The sequence below is a fragment of the Stutzerimonas sp. C6.4V genome, assembly GCF_058536345.1.
In genome coordinates this window covers 1,803,236-1,821,797 of record NZ_JBZUBM010000001.1, presented here as the reverse complement: position 1 = coordinate 1,821,797, position 18,562 = coordinate 1,803,236, and the positions used below count along the sequence as shown (strand labels likewise).

The 18,562-nt window shown below is 60.4% G+C and carries 17 protein-coding genes and 1 pseudogene; 15 read left to right on the top strand and 3 right to left on the bottom strand.

Annotated elements, in window-relative coordinates:
* The first annotated feature begins 49 nt into the window (after nt 1-49).
* The 4 genes from htpG to sstT all read left to right on the top strand — a co-directional run bounded on the left by htpG (nt 50) and on the right by sstT (nt 6,361).
* Nucleotides 50-1,957 (top strand): molecular chaperone HtpG, encoded by a 1,908-nt coding sequence (gene htpG / locus AC4LFW_RS08520; RefSeq protein ID WP_491818650.1) that lies wholly within the window; start codon nt 50-52, stop codon nt 1,955-1,957.
* Between the two features lie 173 nt (nt 1,958-2,130).
* The gene (locus AC4LFW_RS08515) at nt 2,131-3,144 is read left to right on the top strand and encodes an amidohydrolase family protein (protein ID WP_491820177.1); all 1,014 of its coding nucleotides are present in this window, start codon (nt 2,131-2,133) and stop codon (nt 3,142-3,144) included.
* Between the two features lie 154 nt (nt 3,145-3,298).
* Nucleotides 3,299-4,921 carry a methyl-accepting chemotaxis protein gene (locus AC4LFW_RS08510; protein ID WP_491818649.1) on the top strand — a complete coding sequence of 541 codons (1,623 nt, stop codon included), beginning with the start codon at nt 3,299-3,301 and terminating at the stop codon, nt 4,919-4,921.
* A 192-nt stretch (nt 4,922-5,113) separates the two neighbouring features.
* Complete coding sequence (gene sstT, locus AC4LFW_RS08505; protein WP_491818648.1) at nt 5,114-6,361, top strand: serine/threonine transporter SstT; 1,248 nt, start codon at nt 5,114-5,116, stop codon at nt 6,359-6,361.
* A gap of 86 nt (nt 6,362-6,447) precedes the next feature.
* Here sstT and fabB read toward each other — a convergent pair whose 3' ends face one another.
* Nucleotides 6,448-7,665 carry a beta-ketoacyl-ACP synthase I gene (fabB, locus tag AC4LFW_RS08500; protein ID WP_491818647.1) on the bottom strand — a complete coding sequence of 406 codons (1,218 nt, stop codon included), beginning with the start codon at nt 7,663-7,665 and terminating at the stop codon, nt 6,448-6,450.
* A gap of 11 nt (nt 7,666-7,676) precedes the next feature.
* Nucleotides 7,677-8,192, bottom strand: coding sequence for a 3-hydroxyacyl-[acyl-carrier-protein] dehydratase FabA (gene fabA, locus AC4LFW_RS08495; protein WP_491818646.1), 516 nt, complete (start codon nt 8,190-8,192; stop codon nt 7,677-7,679).
* Nucleotides 8,193-8,579: 387 nt separating this feature from the next.
* On the opposite strand from fabA, the gene AC4LFW_RS08490 reads away from it, so the two are divergent.
* The 8 genes from AC4LFW_RS08490 to AC4LFW_RS08455 all read left to right on the top strand — a co-directional run bounded on the left by AC4LFW_RS08490 (nt 8,580) and on the right by AC4LFW_RS08455 (nt 14,864).
* A complete protein-coding gene (locus tag AC4LFW_RS08490; protein WP_491818645.1) occupies nt 8,580-9,602 on the top strand; it encodes an NAD(P)H-dependent glycerol-3-phosphate dehydrogenase in 1,023 nt (340 codons plus the stop codon).
* A gap of 22 nt (nt 9,603-9,624) precedes the next feature.
* A complete protein-coding gene (locus AC4LFW_RS08485; RefSeq protein WP_491818644.1) occupies nt 9,625-9,963 on the top strand; it encodes a DUF4389 domain-containing protein in 339 nt (112 codons plus the stop codon).
* Complete coding sequence (sixA, locus tag AC4LFW_RS08480; protein ID WP_491818643.1) at nt 9,960-10,418, top strand: phosphohistidine phosphatase SixA; 459 nt, start codon at nt 9,960-9,962, stop codon at nt 10,416-10,418. Before AC4LFW_RS08485 ends, sixA begins: the two co-directional genes overlap by 4 nt.
* Before the next feature lie 49 nt (nt 10,419-10,467).
* Nucleotides 10,468-10,911: a hotdog fold thioesterase gene (locus AC4LFW_RS08475; protein ID WP_491818642.1), complete on the top strand. Its 444-nt coding sequence runs from the start codon at nt 10,468-10,470 to the stop codon at nt 10,909-10,911.
* 117 nt (nt 10,912-11,028) lie between these two features.
* Complete coding sequence (locus AC4LFW_RS08470) at nt 11,029-11,835, top strand: alpha/beta fold hydrolase (protein ID WP_491820176.1); 807 nt, start codon at nt 11,029-11,031, stop codon at nt 11,833-11,835.
* Nucleotides 11,832-12,689, top strand: coding sequence for an alpha/beta hydrolase (locus AC4LFW_RS08465; protein ID WP_491818641.1), 858 nt, complete (start codon nt 11,832-11,834; stop codon nt 12,687-12,689). The genes AC4LFW_RS08470 and AC4LFW_RS08465 overlap by 4 nt, the downstream gene beginning before the upstream one ends.
* A gap of 201 nt (nt 12,690-12,890) precedes the next feature.
* A complete protein-coding gene (locus AC4LFW_RS08460; protein ID WP_491820175.1) occupies nt 12,891-13,703 on the top strand; it encodes a DUF4892 domain-containing protein in 813 nt (270 codons plus the stop codon).
* 78 nt (nt 13,704-13,781) lie between these two features.
* Nucleotides 13,782-14,864: an AI-2E family transporter gene (locus AC4LFW_RS08455; RefSeq protein WP_491818640.1), complete on the top strand. Its 1,083-nt coding sequence runs from the start codon at nt 13,782-13,784 to the stop codon at nt 14,862-14,864.
* A gap of 13 nt (nt 14,865-14,877) precedes the next feature.
* On the opposite strand, the pseudogene AC4LFW_RS08450 reads toward AC4LFW_RS08455, so the two are convergent.
* Nucleotides 14,878-15,871, bottom strand: a pseudogene (locus tag AC4LFW_RS08450) (patatin-like phospholipase family protein).
* 171 nt (nt 15,872-16,042) lie between these two features.
* On the opposite strand from AC4LFW_RS08450, the gene selD reads away from it, so the two are divergent.
* From selD to AC4LFW_RS08435, 3 genes are read left to right on the top strand one after another with little or no spacing between them, the layout of a single operon-like run.
* Nucleotides 16,043-17,077 (top strand): selenide, water dikinase SelD, encoded by a 1,035-nt coding sequence (gene selD, locus AC4LFW_RS08445; protein WP_491818639.1) that lies wholly within the window; start codon nt 16,043-16,045, stop codon nt 17,075-17,077.
* Complete coding sequence (mnmH, locus tag AC4LFW_RS08440; protein WP_491818638.1) at nt 17,077-18,177, top strand: tRNA 2-selenouridine(34) synthase MnmH; 1,101 nt, start codon at nt 17,077-17,079, stop codon at nt 18,175-18,177. Before selD ends, mnmH begins: the two co-directional genes overlap by 1 nt.
* Nucleotides 18,178-18,208: 31 nt before the next feature.
* Nucleotides 18,209-18,487 carry a hypothetical protein gene (locus AC4LFW_RS08435; protein WP_491818637.1) on the top strand — a complete coding sequence of 93 codons (279 nt, stop codon included), beginning with the start codon at nt 18,209-18,211 and terminating at the stop codon, nt 18,485-18,487.
* Nucleotides 18,488-18,562 lie beyond the last annotated feature (75 nt).

Genomic DNA, 18,562 nt, shown 5'->3' with positions numbered 1-18,562 from the left:
TTGCCGCAGCTGCGGCCCGTGCCATTGACGAAGTGGAGTTTGCAAGACGATGAGTGTGGAGACTCAAAACAAAGAAACCCTGGGCTTCCAGACCGAAGTGAAGCAGTTGCTTCACCTGATGATCCATTCCCTGTATTCGAACAAGGAAATCTTTCTCCGTGAATTGATTTCCAACGCCTCCGATGCCGCTGACAAGCTGCGCTTCGAGGCGCTGGCCAAGCCCGAGCTGCTCGAAGGTGGCGCCGATCTGAAGATCCGCGTGAGCTTCGATAAGGACGCCAAGACGGTAACGCTCGAGGACAACGGCATCGGCATGAATCGCGAGGATGTGATCACTCACCTCGGTACCATCGCCAAGTCCGGGACGGCTGATTTCATGAAGCACCTGACCGGAGATCAGAAAAAGGATTCGCATCTGATCGGTCAGTTCGGTGTTGGCTTTTATTCTGCCTTCATTGTCGCCGACCAGGTCGAGGTCTTCAGCCGTCGCGCCGGGACCTCAGCGGAAGAAGGTGTGTACTGGTCTTCAAAAGGCGAGGGCGAGTTCGAGGTTGCGAACATCGACAAGCCGGAGCGCGGCACGCGTATCGTGCTTCACCTCAAGTCGGGCGAGGATGAATTCGCCGATGGCTGGCGTCTGCGCAACATTATCAAGAAGTACTCGGACCACATCGCGCTGCCGATCGAGCTGCCTAAAGAATTCCACGGTGAAGAAAAAGACAAGCCGGCTGAACCCGAGTGGGAGACGGTCAACCGCGCCAGTGCGCTCTGGACCCGGCCGCGTACCGAGATCAAGGACGAGGAATATCAGGAGTTCTACAAGCACGTCGGCCATGATTTTGAAAATCCGCTGGCCTGGAGCCACAACAAGGTCGAAGGCAAGCTTGAATACACATCGCTGCTGTTCGTGCCCGGGCGTGCCCCCTACGATCTTTACCAGCGTGAAGCGCCCAAGGGCCTGAAGCTCTATGTACAGCGTGTGTTCATCATGGATCAGGCAGACGAATTCCTGCCGCTATACCTGCGCTTTATCAAAGGGGTCATCGATTCCAACGACCTGTCGCTGAACGTATCGCGCGAAATCCTGCAGAAGGATCCGGTGATCGATTCGATGAAGTCGGCGCTGACCAAGCGTGTGCTGGACATGCTCGACAAACTGGCGAAGGACAAACCCGACGACTACAAGAGCTTCTGGAAGCAATTCGGCCAGGTGCTCAAGGAAGGGCCGGCAGAGGACTTCGCCAACAAGGAGAAGATTGCGGGTCTGTTGCGTTTCGCCTCCACCAGCGACACCTCTGGCGAGCAAAGCGTTTCGCTGGCCGACTACCTGGGTCGCGTCAAGGAAGGGCAGGACAAGGTCTACTACCTCACCGGCGAATCCTACGCACAGGTCAAGAACAGCCCGCATCTGGAAGTGTTCCGCAAGAAAGGCATCGAAGTACTGTTGCTGACCGACCGTATCGACGAGTGGCTGATGAGCTACCTGACCGAGTTCGACGGCAAACAGTTCGTGGACGTCGCTCGCGGCGATCTCGACCTGGGCAAGCTGGACTCGGAAGAGGACAAGAAGGCCCAGGAAGAAATCGCCAAGGCCAAGGAAGGGCTGGTCGAGCGCCTCAAGGCGGCGCTGGGTGACGAGGTCGCTGAAGTACGTGTATCGCATCGGTTGACTGATTCTCCAGCCATCCTCGCCATCGGTGAACAGGATCTGGGTCTGCAGATGCGCCAGATTCTCGAAGCCAGCGGGCAGAAGGTGCCGGAGTCCAAGCCGATCTTCGAGATCAACCCGGCGCACCCGCTGATCGAGAAGCTTGATGCAGAGCCGGATGAGGACCGCTTTGCGGACCTGTCGCACATCCTCTTCGATCAGGCCGCGCTGGCCGCAGGCGACAGCCTGAAAGACCCTGCAGCCTATGTGCAGCGGCTGAACAGGCTGCTGGTTGAATTGTCCGCCTGACCACATCGTCCTGAGTGCTCCAGAGGCCCGTCCCAGACGGGCCTTTTTTTTGTTCGGTGCTGGGCACCCGGAAGCTGCAGGGTCTCGCTGGTATCGAAGCGATACCGTTGCGAACCGTCAGGCGGTGGGGCGGTCTATCCGCTTGGTCGCCAGGAGGACTTGGATTGTTCAACATTCGTAACTGTTTCACTGCGTTGTGCCTGCTTGTTGCTGTTACCCCATTGCAGGCACGGGACTATCACTACAGCGACGCGCACCTGCACTACGTCGATTTTTTCCAGGAAAGCGACGGCATGGATCAGCTGCTGAAGGCCATGGACAAGGGTGACATTGACCATGTGATGATCAGCGGCATCCCTGTTGCGAAAAAATGGCACGAGAACGAGCCCAAGCGCCCCCGCTATTACGCCGGTGACGACGCGCCGGTCTATTGGTATAGCGCGACCGATGTAGTCGTCGCAGCGGCGCTCAAGGAGCTCGATCAGCAGCAGCGCAAGCGCTTCCATCCGTTTCTGTCTGGTTTCAATCCCAACGACAAGAATGCCGACGCGCATATCAGGCGCATGCTCGATCTTGACCCCGGCCTCTGGCAGGGGATTGGCGAGGTCTTTACCCGGCATGATGACGTGACCGCTCTGACCCAGGGCGATACGCCGCGCGCCAATAACGAAGCGCTTACCCGCGTCTACCATCTTGCGGCTGAGTTCGATCTGCCGGTGATGCTGCACTCGAACATCACTTCCAAGCGCGAGCGAAATCCGCTCTATCTGACAGAGCTGGAAGAGCCACTACGCAACCATCCCCATACGCGGTTCATCTGGGCGCATGCAGGAACGAGCATGGAGCTGCATCGCCACCAGGAGAAGCTCGATTTCCTGCTGCCCACGGTAAAACGACTGCTTGATGACTACCCAAACCTCTATATCGACCTGTCGTGGACCATGCTTCGGCCCTATCTGCTTGACGAGGCGGGCACGCCGGATGCGGACTGGGTCGCCCTGGTCAAGCGTCACCCGACACGCTTTATGATTGGATCCGATGTCGTTGGTCGTTTCGATTCACTGGGCGAGGGAATGCGTGCGTTCGATCCGTTCCTCGATGCGTTGCCGGAGTCGGTTGCAACGAAGGTGGCAAGAGATAATTTTCTCGGTTTATTGCCACGTAGCGGACAGGCGGCGGTGCGTTAGCAGGGAGTCGCGTTTCGAGCACGAAACCATCCGTCGGACTCCACCTAAAATCGCCTTTTTTATGGCGTCAAAAGTTCAAGGTTGACGTTCTTGCTCCGATAGTTGGTTGCAGAGTCGCTGCGATTCTGCAGCGCATTATGGAGCAGGAATTCCCATGTCGATTCGCAATTTAAATGTCTCTACCCGCTCTGTCATAGGGTTTGGCCTGATAGGACTCATCGTCCTTTTGCTCGGTCTGTTCGCTTTGAATCAGATGAAGGATATGCGTAGGGAATCAAGTGAGGTGGACCAGAACTGGTTGCCCAGCATTGTCAGCTTGAGCGAGCTAAACGCAGCGATGTTACGCATTCGTGCCTTAACCATGCGGTCGATGTTGGTTCAAGGCGAAGCGCTGGTTTCAACCAAGCAGTCCCTGACTAAGCTCGCTGAAGATGTCGGCGCGCTCAATGCCGCGTACGCAAAGAGACTCACGACCGCCAATGAAAAAGCTACTTACGAGCGGTTCGTGAGCGCCCAGTCTCAATATTTCAGCGAACAGCGCAGGATCGTTGATTTCGTTACGCAAGGTGCAAGAGATCAGGCAACTGAGGTTATGAGCGGACCGATCAATACACATGCGGACGAGATGACTCGCGCTCTACTTGATCTTCAACTCATAAACAGTGAACAGGCCAGCAATGCAGCAGGCCGCGCCTTGGCTGCGTATGAAACGGCTGTTATCTGGGTAACCGTCACTATTGGCCTGGCTGCGATAATTACGGTAGTTCTGGCATTGCTGTTTACGCGCAGCATCGTTCAGCCGTTGAAACAGGCACTTGAGGTCGCTGAGAAGGTAGCCTCTGGCGACCTGACGCTCGAGTTCGTGGTTGAGGGGAAAGACGAACCTGCACGGCTGTTGGCTGCGTTGAGAGCCATGCAGCAAAGCCTGCGCAGCACCATCCAGGGCATATCGGACTCCTCCAATCAGCTGGCTTCGGCTGCCGAAGAACTGAATGCCGTAACCGAGGACTCGACCCGCGGGCTGCACCAGCAGAACCATGAGATTGAGCAGGCTGCGACGGCGGTGAACCAGATGACCGCAGCGGTGGACGAGGTCGCTCGCAATGCAGTCGCTACCTCCGAAGCGTCGCGTGAATCGGATGCTACGGCGCAGCACGGTCGGCAACAGGTCATCAGGACCGTTGAGTCGATTGGGCTGCTGGCGGGCGATGTCACCACCACCTCGAACCAGGTGGAACAGCTTGCGGGGCAAGTGCGGGACATCAGCAAGGTGCTGGATGTGATCCGTTCGATTGCCGAGCAGACCAATCTACTGGCCCTTAATGCTGCGATCGAGGCTGCCCGTGCCGGCGATGCAGGGCGAGGCTTTGCCGTGGTTGCTGACGAGGTCAGGGCGCTGGCCCACCGAACCCAGCAATCGACCCAGGAAATCGAGCAGATGATAGGCGATGTCCACCAGGGTACCGACAAAGCGGTGCAGGCCATGCAGTCCAGCAACGAGCGTGCGCGCTCGACCCTAGATGTGGCGCGGGCTGCCGGTGAGGCGCTGGACGGCATCGCTCGTGCTATAAGCCAGATCAGCGAGCGCAACCTGGTGATTGCCAGCGCGTCGGAAGAGCAGGCTCAGGTCGCGCGTGAAGTGGACCGCAACCTGATTAACATACGCGATCTCTCGCTGCAGTCCTCAGCGGGCGCCAACCAGACGAGTGCGGCAAGCCAGGAACTGGCATCGCTGGCAATCAACCTCAACGAGCTGGTCTCCCGGTTCCGCATCTGACCTGGCCGGCGATGGCCAGTAGGATGTCGCCGTACCGCGCAGTGGCGAAAGGTCGCGCTGCAGCGGCCGCTGTGCCTCGGAGCTGTGCAGACCGCGTCGAGATGCGTACCATTCGGCGTTTTTCACCGGGCATGCCGTTCGCTTGAGGGCGACAGGCTTGTCCGGTCCAGCCGCATACGCCGAGAACTCGCCATGTCCAACCTCTCAACCCATCTTTTCCGCGCTTACAACCGTGTCGGCCTGGTCAGCCAGATTGTGGTCGGGCTCGTAGCCGGTTGTTTGCTGGCCTGGCTATGGCCAGAGGTGGCCCGGTCGGTCAGTCTGCTGGGCAACCTGTTCGTTGCCGGTCTGAAGGCTGTCGCACCGATCCTGGTGTTCGTGCTGGTGACCGCCTCGCTTGCCAACCACAAACGTGGGCAGCCGACGCATATCCGCCCGATCCTACTGCTCTATGCCCTGGGTACGGTGAGTGCTGCTGCGGTTGCTGTCATCGCCAGTTTCCTGTTCCCTACTGGTCTAACGCTGGTCAGCCAGGCGAGCGATGTCGTACCGCCTGCAGGCGTTGGCGCCGTACTACAGACGCTGCTGTTCAATGTCGTGGACAATCCGGTGCACGCGCTCATTGATGGCAATTTCATCGGCATCCTGGCCTGGGCCGTCGGGCTTGGATTCGCATTTCGACATGCGCGCGAAAGCACGCGCGACCTTGTTGCCGATATCTCGGAAGGGGTAACCCTTATCGTCAAGGTCGTGATCCGCTTCGCGCCGCTGGGTATTTTCGGGCTGGTGGCCGGAACGCTTGCCGAGTCCGGGTTTGCCACGCTGGCAGGCTACCTCCGGCTGCTGCTGGTGCTGGTCGGCAGCATGCTGTTCATGGCTCTGGTGGTGAACCCTCTCATCGTGTTCTGGCAGATTCGCCGCAACCCTTATCCGCTGGTGCTGACATGCCTGCGGGAAAGCGGCATCACGGCATTCTTTACGCGCAGTTCCGCCGCCAACATTCCGGTCAACATGCAGCTATGCGAGCGGCTCGGGCTGCACAAGGACACCTATTCGGTGTCGATCCCGCTGGGCGCTACCATCAACATGGGCGGCGCGGCCATTACCATCACCGTACTGACCCTGGCGGCCGTGAATACGCTGGGAATCGTCGTGGATATCCCGACCGCCATCCTGCTCAGTCTGCTGGCCGCCATTTGTGCCTGTGGGGCGTCTGGCGTCGCTGGCGGCTCGCTGCTGCTGATTCCGTTGGCGTGCAGCCTGTTTGGCATTTCCAACGACCTGGCGATGCAGGTGGTAGCCGTCGGATTCATCATTGGTGTTGTCCAGGACTCGGCCGAAACCGCGCTCAACTCGTCGACCGATGCGCTTTTCACCGCGGCATCATGCCTGGCGCATGGCGATATCGACGGGGAGAGCCTGGCCTCTGATCGGGATTGACCGCAGGCTTTCCATGCTCGTGGGCCGCGCTGCGGTGACAAACAAAAACGGCGCCCTTGGGCGCCGTTGTTGTTTATGCTGCGAGGTCAGCCCTTCCAGCGCTTGAGTACCAGCGTCGCGTTGGTACCGCCAAAGCCGAAGCTGTTGCTCATGACCGTGTCGATCTTCGCATCTTCGCGGGTTTCGCGAACGATCGGCATGTCGGCTACTTCCGGATCCAGCTCGTCAATGTTGGCCGAGCCTGCGATGAAGTTACCCTGCATCATCAGCATGCAATAGATCGCCTCATGCACGCCGGCAGCACCGAGGGAATGGCCCGACAGGCTCTTGGTCGAGCTGATGGCTGGGATCTTGTCCCCGAACATGTTGCGTACGGCCTTGCACTCGGCAACGTCGCCTACCGGAGTCGAAGTGCCGTGGGTGTTCAGGTAATCGATCTCACCTTCAACCGTGGCCATTGCCTGTTGCATGCAACGCAGCGCGCCTTCACCGCTTGGCGCAACCATGTCGTAGCCATCGGAGGTAGCGCCATAGCCAACGATTTCCGCGTAGATCTTGGCGCCGCGCTTGAGCGCATGCTCCAGCTCTTCGACCACGACCATGCCGCCGCCGCCCGCGATGACAAAACCGTCACGCTTGGCGTCATAGGCTCGGGAGGCCTTTTCCGGCGTCTGGTTGTACTGGCTGGAGAGGGCGCCCATGGCATCGAAAAGGCAGCTCTGGCTCCAATGCTCTTCCTCACCGCCGCCGGCAAAGACAACGTCCTGCTTGCCCATCTGGATCTGCTCCATCGCGTGCCCGATGCAGTGCGCGCTGGTGGCGCAGGCCGATGCGATGGAATAGTTGATGCCCTTGATACGGAAAGGCGTGGCCAGGCATGCCGATACCGTGCTGCTCATGGTGCGCGGTACGCGATATGGGCCGATGCGCTTGACACCCTTGTCGCGCAGGATATCGATGGCTTCCATCTGGTTGATGGTCGAAGCGCCACCGGAACCGGCGATCAGGCCGATCCTTGGGTTGGAGATATCTTCTGCGCTGAGGCCCGAATCTTCGAGGGCCTGTTGCATGGCCAGGTAGGCATAAGCCGCCGCATCGCCCATGAAACGAAGCACCTTGCGATCGATCAGCTCTTCGAGGTTCAGGTCGACCGAACCCGAGACCTGGCTACGCAGGCCCATGTCGGCATAGGCCTGGTTGAAGCGAATGCCGGGGCGACTGGCCCGCAGGTTGGCGGAAACGGTGTCTTTGTCATTGCCGAGGCAGGAAACGATACCCAGGCCGGTGATCACGACGCGACGCATGCGGAAGTCCTTCAGAAGCTATCGGTAGAGGTAAACAGGCCGACACGCAAACCTTCGGCACTGTAGATCTCGCGACCGTCAACACTAACGGTGCCATCGGCAATGCCGAGAATCAGCGAGCGGTTGATGGTGCGCTTGATATGAATGTTATAGGTGACCTTCTTGGCGGTCGGCAGCACCTGGCCGAAGAACTTCACCTCGCCAGAGCCCAGGGCGCGACCACGGCCCGGATTGCCCTGCCAGCCCAGGTAGAAGCCCACCAGCTGCCACATGGCATCGAGACCCAGGCAGCCTGGCATGACCGGGTCGCCTTCGAAATGGCAGGCAAAGAACCAGAGATCAGGGTTGATATCCAGCTCGGCGACCAGCTCGCCCTTGCCGTACTTTCCGCCCACTTCGCTTATATGAACGATGCGATCGACCATCAGCATGTCTGGCGCGGGCAGTTGCGCATTACCGGGCCCGAAAAGCTCGCCGCGGCTGCAACGAAGCAGATCTTCCCGAGTAAAGGCCTGTTGTTTGGTCATGCGTATTCCTCAATGGTCCCTTTATGGAGGGCTTGCTGCTTTCATCCGACCCAAATCGAGAGTCCGATCATAAAAGACTAGTCATAGACTGCCACCTTGCGCCTAAAGTCACAGCCCAAGGACACGGATTATGTTCGTTTCGACCCGCCCACGGGAGGACCACGGCAGAAACGGGCCGTTACTTTAACACTCCTGTCGAGAGACAACGACCTTATGGCTCTTTGCCCTGTATAGACCATAGGGGAATGCCGGTTTCACAAGGGGATCGTCTGCAGCAGGGCAGGCGCCCGTTAATGACGGTCGCTCCATCGGTCAGCGTGCTGGCTGTGTGAGGCGCCCTACGTATAATGCCGGCCAATACCCCAGGTGGCTCAAAACGGAACACCCATGACTGAACAGCAACCCATCGCGGTGCTTGGTGGCGGCAGCTTTGGTACCGCTATCGCGAATCTGCTGGCCGAGAATGGCCATGACGTGCGCCTATGGATGCGCGACCCGGAGCAGGCAGAGAGCATCCGAACCCTGCGGCAAAATCCCCGCTATCTAAAGGGCGTTACCCTGCTTGCGTCGGTAGAGCCGGTCACGGATCTCGCGCGGACCCTGGCGGACTGTGAGTTGATATTCGTGGCGCTGCCGTCCAGTGCGCTGCGTCAGGCGCTTTCCCCGTTTGCTTCACAGCTGGTCGGAAAAATGCTGGTGAGCACGACCAAGGGCATAGAAGCCCAGGGTTTCATGCTGATGAGCCAGATTCTCGAGGAGATCGCTCCGCATGCACGCATAGGCGTTATTTCCGGCCCGAACCTGGCGAGGGAAGTGGCAGAGCACGCCCTGACGGCAACTGTCGTGGCGAGTCATGACGAGGTCCTGTGCGAACGTGTGCAGCAGGCGCTGCATGGCCGGACCTTTCGGGTGTATGCCAGTTCGGACCGCTTTGGCGTGGAACTCGGCGGCGCCTTGAAAAACGTCTACGCGATCATGGCCGGCATGGCAGCAGCGCTGATGATGGGGGAAAACACCCGCAGCATGTTGATTACCCGGGCTCTGGCAGAGATGACTCGCTTTGCGGTCAGGCTGGGCGCCAACCCGATGACGTTTCTGGGGCTGGCAGGAGTGGGTGACCTGATCGTGACCTGCACCTCTCCAAAAAGCCGCAATTTCCAGGTCGGTTACGCGCTTGGCGAAGGGCTGAGCCTCGACGAGGCAGTGTCCCGGTTGGGAGAAGTGGCTGAAGGGGTCAACACCATCAAGGTGCTCAAGTCCAAGGCCGAAGAACTCCAGGTATATATGCCGCTTGTCGCAGGGCTGCATGCCATCCTGTTCGAGGGGCGTACGCTCGAACAGGTCATAGCGCTGCTGATGCGCGGCGAGCCGAAGACTGACGTGGACTTCATTTCCACAGATGGTTTCTGAACAAACGATACCGGAGATATCGATGAGCACGTTACGAAGCGATACCGATCGCGAATCACTGATCCTGCGAGCGGTCTGGATGCTGGTTTTCTTTTTCGTCTGGCAACTGGCCGAGCTGGCCTTGTTGCTTGTCGTGGTCGGGCAATTGGTCGTCAGCGCCGCCAATGGCAGGCCCCATGAAGGCTTGCAGGGCTTTGGCGACAGCCTTAGTCAGTATGTGGCGCAAATCGGTCGCTTCGGCACCTTTAATACCGACCGCAAACCCTGGCCCATGTCGGATTGGCCCAAGCCACGCCCGGCAGATCTGGAAACGGCTGCGCCAGCCAGGCCTGCCGAGCCCAGGCAGGAGAGCCAGGCATGAAATTATGGTTGCTCCGTCATGGCGAAGCCGAGCCCCGGGCCCGCACCGACGCGGAACGTAACTTGACCGAGGCAGGGCGGCTCGAGGTTCGGTCCAGCGCCAGTCATCTCCAGGGACAGCCTCTGGACGCTATCCTGGTCAGCCCTTACCAGCGCGCCCAGCAGACCGCGGAAATCGTTCGTCAGGTGCTCGGCTTCTCGGGGGTGGTCGAAACCGTGCCCTGGTTGACGCCGGAATCCGATCCGAAGGACGCGATGCTCTATCTCGATCGCCGCAGCGAACAGAATCTCTTGCTGGTTACACATCAGCCTTTCGTCGGTGTGTTGGGCGGCTGGTTGGTGAATGGCCATCGCGATACGCCATTACCGATGGCCACCGCCAGTCTCGCAGAGCTCGACGGCGAGCACCTGGCAGCGGGGCTGTTGCGTCTCGCAGGGCTATGGCACCCCGGCTAGGCGCCGCATGGTCCGAGTTGGATCACAACAATAAGAATGGGAGTGTCCTTTGACTATCTGGCATCGACGACCTGAGCTTGAACAACTGAACGCCAGCCGCGCCAATACCATCGTCGAACTGCTCGACATCCGTTTCGAAGCGGTAGACGACGACTCCCTCACGGCTAGCATGGTGGTCGATTCGCGTACCCATCAGCCCTACGGCTTGCTGCATGGCGGCGCGTCCGTGGTGTTGGCCGAGACTGTGGGCTCAATGGCGAGTTACCACTGCATCGATTCGAGCCGTTTCTACTGCGTTGGGCTGGAGGTGAACGCCAACCACCTGCGTGCGCTGCGAAGCGGGCGGGTTACGGCACAGTGCCGGCCCGTACACCTCGGACGTTCCAGCCATGTGTGGGACATCCGCCTGAGCGGCGACGATGGCAAGGTGAGTTGCATCTCCCGGCTCACGGTGGCGGTTGTACCCATCAGCCAGAACAGCCCTGGGGCCTGAAACCGGCGGCCCTGGCGTGTTGTTTGGCAGGACTGCCTTCGGATATGCCGCTGTGGCCGATTGCCGCAAAGGGAAGGGGGCCAGACAATGGTGGCCCTTCCCAGTCGCATCGAACTCATGACGCAGCGCATTTTTTTCGCCCATGCCAACGGCTTCCCCTCGGGAACCTATCGCAAGCTGTTCAGCGCCCTGGCGCCGGATTACAGCGTGACGCACCTTGAACAGCATGGTCATGACCCGCGCTTTCCGGTGGACGACAACTGGCAGAATCTGGTGCAGGAGCTGCTCGAACAACTCCAGGCCCTGCGGGAGCCTGTCTGGGGAGTAGGGCATTCTCTGGGCGGAATCCTGCACTATCACGCCGCCTTGCAACGGCCCGAGCTGTACCGTGGGGTGGTCATGCTCGATTCGCCGATGCCCACCTGGTTCGACCAGACGGTTATCTGGGCCGCGAAACGCTTTGGCTTCATCGACCGGCTGACGCCTGCAGGCCGAACCCTTGGCCGGCGCGAAGCGTTCGACAGCATCGAGGATGCGCGCCGGTATTTCGCAAGCAAGTCCTTGTTCAAGGCATTCGACCCGGACTGCCTGGACGCTTATATCGAGCATGGCCTGCAGCCCAGCGAAAACGGGGTCCGCCTGCGCTTTGACCCCGACACCGAAATCCGTATCTACCGCAGCGTGCCTCACGTGACGCCAGGCTGGCCTCACGCGCTGAAGATCCCGCTGGCGGTGGTGCGTGGCCGTCAGAGCCGTGTGGTCATGCCGCATCATGCCTATCTGCTGCGGCTGGTCGCGCATGGCGAAGCACATACCCTCTCCGGCGGGCATATGTTTCCGCTGGAGCACCCAGGTGAGACCGCGCTGTTGCTGCGGCAATTGTTCAGTCGCTGGAGCGGGCTGAATCAAAGAGGTGCTGCATGACGATCGCGTTCGAAGAGATTCGCCTGAGCCTGCCGCATATCGAAGTTGCGGCACACCTGTACGGCCCGGAAGATGGGCAGCCGGTGATCGCTCTGCACGGCTGGCTGGACAACGCGGCCACGTTCAGCCGCCTGGCGCCGTTGCTCGAAGGGCTGCGTATCGTTGCGCTGGATCTGCCAGGCCATGGCCATTCGGATCATCGTCCGGTCGGAGCCCCCTATAACATCTGGGACTATGCCCATGACGTGCTGCAGGTTGCCGAGCAGTTCGGCTGGCAGCGTTTTTCACTGCTCGGGCACTCCATGGGCGCCATCGTCTCGGTGTTGCTGGCCGGCGCGATGCCTGACCGAGTCGGACGACTGGCCCTGATCGACGGGGTGATTCCCTTCACCGGCGAAGCGGAAACCGCCCCGCAAAAGCTCGGTGAATCCTTGCAGGCGCTGCTTGAGGTAGATGCCAAGCGAAAGCCGGTCTACAAGACATTCGAGCAGGCTGTTGCCGCTCGAATGAAGGGCGTTGGTGCAGTCAGTCATGACGCCGCCGAGCGACTCGCCCAACGTGGCCTCATGCCGGTTCCGGGTGGTTTCACCTGGCGTACCGATGCCCGTCTGATGTTGCCATCACCGATGCGGTTGAGCCGTGCACATGCCCTGGCGTTCGTTGACCGGGTAGCGTGCCCGACGAGCCTGATCCTGGCAGAGCAGGGCCTGATGACCGAACCTGCCATGTTGCAGCTCGCCGAAGGCCTGCCCTTCGCGTTGCACCGGCTTGCCGGTGGCCATCACCTGCATCTGGACGATGAAACCGGTGCCAGGGCCGTGGCAGCTGTCTTCAATCCGTTCTTTTCCAGCTGAAGGGCGCTGGGCGTTTCGCAAGAATCTGTCGCAAACCCTTGCTTGACTTGCATTTGCCAAGTGGTGAGGCTGGGCGCTTGCTCCAGCAGGGAACCTTGAGATGATCGATAAGTACAGCGCAGCAAGGTCGAGCGATCTGCCTCCGGGTAAAGCCGATAGTGGCGCTTTCCGGTGCCAGCTGAAGGCGATGGTGACCCGGTGATGGGCCGTATTGCGGTTATCTTGGGCGTCGCCCTTGGACTGACGGCGGGCCTGGCCCAGGCTGCAGACGTACCGGGCAGCCAGGATTTCGATGCGTTGCCGCGCTATCCGCAGGCGCAGATCGTCGCGTTCAAGGATCGAGCGGTGCTCGAGCGGACCTATCCACTCGACTCGATTCGGCGCATCAGCGGGCGTTTGCGGATGAGTGACCAGGTCAGCGCAGCCGGACAGCTCACCGCCATTACCTATCAGCTTCCCAGCGTGCATTCCGGGATAGAAGCATTCGAACGGGCACGCAGCCAGTTGCTGGAAGAGGGTGCCGAGCTGTTGTTCTGGTGCGAAGGTCGTGATTGCGGTTCAAGCAGCCTCTGGGCAAACGAGATTTTCGAAGTGTCGTCACTTTATGGCCCCGAGGCTCGGCAGGCCTATCTGCTGGCACGCCTGCCGGGCGAGTCGGACCGGCTCATCGCCCTCTATGGCATCACCAGGGGTAACGGCAGACCTTATCTTCAGGTTGAGCAATTCACACCGGACGCTCCGCTCGGTGTGATTCTGCCCAACCCGGCTACCTTGCTTCGTCAGCTGAAAAGCACGGGCGAGTTGTGGCTTCCACGCTTGCCGGATGAGCCAACAGCGGAGTGGGGCGCTCTGCTGGCAAACGTGCTGCGGCTTGACAGCACGGTGCGGGTGGAACTGCTGGGCAAGGGTGCGGCGGCCTGGTATGAGGCCCTGACGGCAGAGCGGATCAAGGCTCGCCGGCTGGAAGCCCAGGTTTCTGAAGATCCCGGTCTGCGCATCCGACTGTTGCGCTGAGGGCGGTTTCAGACTGCAATACGCGATTGCCTTCGCGCCTTGTTCAAGGCGCGCCGCATCTCTTCGATAGGTATCCCGATGCTGAACAACGATCGTCTGCTGGTGCAGATTCTGCTCCTGGTGTTGCTGGGTGCCTGTGTGTGGGTACTTGCGCCCTTTGTTTCGGCGCTTTTCTGGGCAGCGGTACTGGCATTTGCCAGCTGGCCGGTGATGCGGGTACTGACGCGCTTGATGAACGGCAATTCGACCCTTGCAGCAACCGTGCTCACGGTCGGCTGGATGGTACTGGTGGCAGTTCCCCTGGTCTGGCTGGGATTCAACATTGCCGATCAGATTCGCGAAGTGAACGTGCTGGTGCACAACTTGCAGGTTCAAGGCCTGCCGGCACCACCGGCCTGGCTGGGCGAGCTGCCGCTGATCGGCGACAAGCTGCTTGATATCTGGAACACCCTCGACGAGCAGGGCACCGCGTTCTTCGCGACGATTCGTCCCTATATCGGCCAGGTGGGCAATTGGTTGCTGGTGCGCAGCGCCCGGATTGGTGGCGGCATGCTGGAGTTGGCGCTAAGCCTGGTGCTGGTGTTTTTCTTCTATCGTGACGGTCCGAAACTCGCCGCCTTCGTCCACAGCCTGCTGCATCGACTGATTGGTGATCGCGCCGACCACTACCTTGAGCTTGTGGCCGGAACGGTCCAGCGCGTTGTCAATGGGGTGATCGGGACTGCCGCTGCCCAGGCGATCCTGGCGTATGTGGGGTTCAGCATCGCCGGGGTCCCCGGTGCTCTGATCCTGGGCTTGCTGACTTTCGCGTTCAGCTTCCTGATGGTCCCGCCATTGATCTGGGGACCGGCAGTGGCCTGGCTTGCCTGGCAAGGCCAGTACGGCATGGCCGTGTTCCTTGGAATCTGGGGCATGTTCATCATCAGCGGTGTCGACAACGTGTTGAAACCCTACTTGATCAGTCGCGGCGGTAACCTGCCGCTGGTGGTCGTGCTGCTGGGTGTGTTTGGCGGCGTTCTGGCGTTCGGCTTCATGGGGCTGTTCCTCGGGCCGACGCTGTTGGCGGTTGCCTATAGCCTCCTGGGTGACTGGCTCATCAAGGAAGTGCCGGCAGCTGCCGACACCGAGAACCTGACGGCAGGGCGGGTCGAGCGGTACTGATCATTCTGGCGGTCTAACGCTGCTCCTGCTCGTACTTGTCCATCGCGTCACGGGCAACTGTCCGGCCCAGCTGAATCAACTCGGGAGCCTTGTAGAACTCGTAGAAGCGGCACGCCCGTTTGGGGATGTTGACCAGCACGTTGGGCGGGTAGCCGGCGATCTTGTACTGCGTCAGGGAAGACTGCATCACTTCGAAGCTCTGGTTGATCAGCTCAAGAAGCGATGCCGGGCCGCCTACGTCCACTACCATCGATCCTTCTGCCGACTTTGGCGCACCCTGGCCGGTGGGCGCAGCCGGCGGCTGACCGTCGCGGGCGACTTCGCCAGCCTGGAGTTCGGCAATGTGTTGTTCCAGAGCATCATTGTCTCGACGCCAGAACGGGATATGCGAGCTGATAGTGCTGAACATGGCATCGAACCGGCCGGGCCTCAGAATCTCCGGCAAGGGGTACTGGCGGTGATTATTGGCGTTGAGGTTGACTGCGATAATGATGTCGCTGTGACTCGACACAACCGGCACGATGGGCAGTGGATTGAGGATCCCGCCATCGACCAGCATGCGATTGCCCTGAATCACCGGCGTGAACAGGCTAGGAATGGCCGCAGACGCGCGCATCGCCAATTCCAGGTTGCCCTCCTGAAACCAGATTTCCTGCTGATTGGTCAGGTCGGCCGCAACCGCCGTGTAGGGAATCTGGAGATCTTCGATGTTCACGGAGCCGACCATGTCGCGGATGCGCCCGAAAATCTTCTCGCCGCGAATCGCCCCGAGGCTGAAGCTCGGATCGACCAGGCGCAGCATGTCGAGATAATCCAGGCTCTCGATCCACTCGCGATACTCCTCCAGTTTGCCCGCAGCATAGATACCACCCACCACGGCACCCATCGAGCAGCCGGCGATGCAGTCTGATCTCGTAGCCACGCGCCGTCAGTTCTTCGATGACGCCGATGTGCGCGTAGCCCCGCGCACCTCCTGATCCCAGTACCAATGCGACCTTGTTGCCCATTTGCTTCTCCCTGTGGCGTTCGTTGGTAGCTTCGAGCTTCGAGCGGCAGGCATCAAGCTAAAAACCAGAGCGCCGAAACCCTTCACAACCGTCGACGCTTCGGCGCAGCGATGCCGCCATCAGCCTTTGCTACAATCGGCGCCCGTTTTGCCAGCGTCACGAGACCATCAGATGAGCGAACCGATCCGCCTTACCCAATACAGTCACGGCGCCGGCTGCGGCTGCAAGATTTCGCCCAAAGTGCTGGATGTGATCCTCGCCGGCAGCGGCGCCCAGCATCTGGACCCGCGGTTGTGGGTCGGCAACGCCTCTCGCGATGATGCAGCCGTGTACGGCATCGATGAAGAGCGCGGCGTGGTGTCGACCACCGACTTCTTCATGCCCATCGTCGACGATCCCTTCGACTTCGGGCGCATTGCCGCCACCAACGCCATCAGCGACATCTATGCCATGGGCGGCGACCCGCTGATGGCCATCGCCATCCTCGGCTGGCCGGTCAATGTCCTGCCCCCCGAAGTGGCCCGTGAAGTCATCGCAGGGGGGCGCGCCGTGTGCGATGCGGCCGGTATACCGCTGGCGGGCGGCCATTCGATCGATGCGCCGGAGCCGATCTTCGGCCTGGCCGTGACTGGCCTGGTCAACAGGAACCAGATGAAGCGCAACGACACGGCATCGGTCGGCTGCAAGCTGTACCTGACCAAACCGCTCGGTATCGGCATCCTTACCACCGCCGAAAAGCAGGCCAAGTTGCGCCCTGAAGACGTCGGGCTGGCACGTGACTGGATGTGCACCCTCAATACGCCCGGCAGTCGTTTCGGCAGGCTTGCAGGCGTGCGCGCGATGACTGATGTCACCGGCTTCGGTCTTCTCGGACATCTGGTGGAGATGGCTGACGGCAGCGGTGTGACGGCGCGTATCGATTATGCCCGCGTGCCTCGCCTGGAGAGCGTCGCGTACTACCTGGAACAGGGGTGCGTGCCGGGTGGCACCGGGCGGAATTTCGATAGCTACGGCGAACGCATCGCTCCGCTCGGCGAGCGAGAAAAGCAGCTGCTGTGCGACCCGCAGACCAGCGGCGGCCTGCTGGTTGCGGTCGCGTCCGAAGGCGAGGCGGAATTCGTCGCCGTCGCCAGAGAGCTCGGCCTGGCGCTTGAGCCCATCGGCGAACTGGTCGAAGCCGGCGCTTTTGCCGTCGAGGTTCGTTAATGCGTGGCGATACCGATAATTACCGCGAGCTGTTCCTGAACGACATTCCGATGATGGACGCCCGTGCCCCGGTGGAATTTGACAAGGGTGCTTTCCCGGGCGTCGTCAACCTGCCGCTGATGAACGACATCGAACGGCAGAAGGTTGGCACCTGCTACAAGCAGCATGGTCAGCAGGCAGCGATCGAGCTGGGTCACCGCCTGGTGAACGGCAAGATAAAGGCCGAGCGAATCGAAGCCTGGGCCGATTTCGCGCAGCGCAACCCGCAGGGGTATATCTACTGCTTTCGTGGCGGTTTGCGCTCGCAGCTGGTGCAGCAATGGCTGAAAACCGAGGCCGGCATCGACTACCCGCGCGTCACCGGCGGCTACAAGGCGATGCGTCAGTTTCTGCTGGAAACCATCGATCAGTCTGCCGTGCAGGACGACTTCGTGCTTGTCGGCGGTATGACCGGGACCGGCAAGACCGAAGTGCTGGCGCGCCTGAACGACAGTGTCGACCTGGAAGGGATCGCCAACCACCGCGGTTCAAGTTTCGGCAAACGCGCCACTGCGCAGCCGGTGCAGATCGATTTCGAAAACATGCTTGCCATCCGGTTGCTCAAGATGCAGGCCGCCGGGGCCAGGCAATTCGTTCTTGAAGACGAAGCGCGCCTCGTCGGGCGCTGTTCGATCCCGTTGGCCTTGTTCCAAGGCATGCAGCGTTATCCGCTGGTGTGGCTTGAAGACAGTCTGGAAGGGCGTATCGACCGGATTCTGAAGGATTACGTCACAGACCTTTGCGCCGAGTTTATCGTTGAGCTGGGTGACGAAGGATTTGCAGCGTTCAGCGAGCGTTTGCAGCAAAGCCTGGTCAATATCAGCAAGCGGCTCGGCGGCGAAGCCTACAAGCGTCTGGCCGCGATAATGGATCAGGCGCTTGCCGAGCAGGCGAGCACAGGGGCGGTGGAGCTGCACCGTGGCTGGATCGAGGCGCTGCTCAAGCAGTACTACGATCCGATGTATGCCTACCAGCGGGAGAGCAAGGCGTCTCGAATCGAGTTCTCGGGCGAGCAGGATGCCGTAATCGAATTTCTGCGCGAGCGAGCGTCAACCAAGTAGCACACCAATTATCGAAAACGAGGATGTATCGATGAAGAACATGATCTGTTTGTCGCTGATGGCGCTGGCGTTGGCTGGCTGCGCCGGTAAGACCGCCTATCGTGACAGCTGCGCGTCCCAGCTGAACGCTGCCTGGGAAGAGCAGAGCCTGGCGGAGGCGGAAGGGTTCGCAGGCACCGTAAGCTACTCGAAGGCAATCGCATTGTTGACGGGAGCCAAGACCCAGCAGCAATTCGAGGCCTATCAGGGGTGCGTCGAAAAGGCCAATAAGGCTCGCTTCTATCTTCGTGAGTCGCGCGCAGGCCGCTGAGGCCCGCGATCTGTGGCAGCCGCGCTGGCTGCCACTTCTTGATCCTTCGGCCCCATCCCCGTCCCTGGTCTCCGG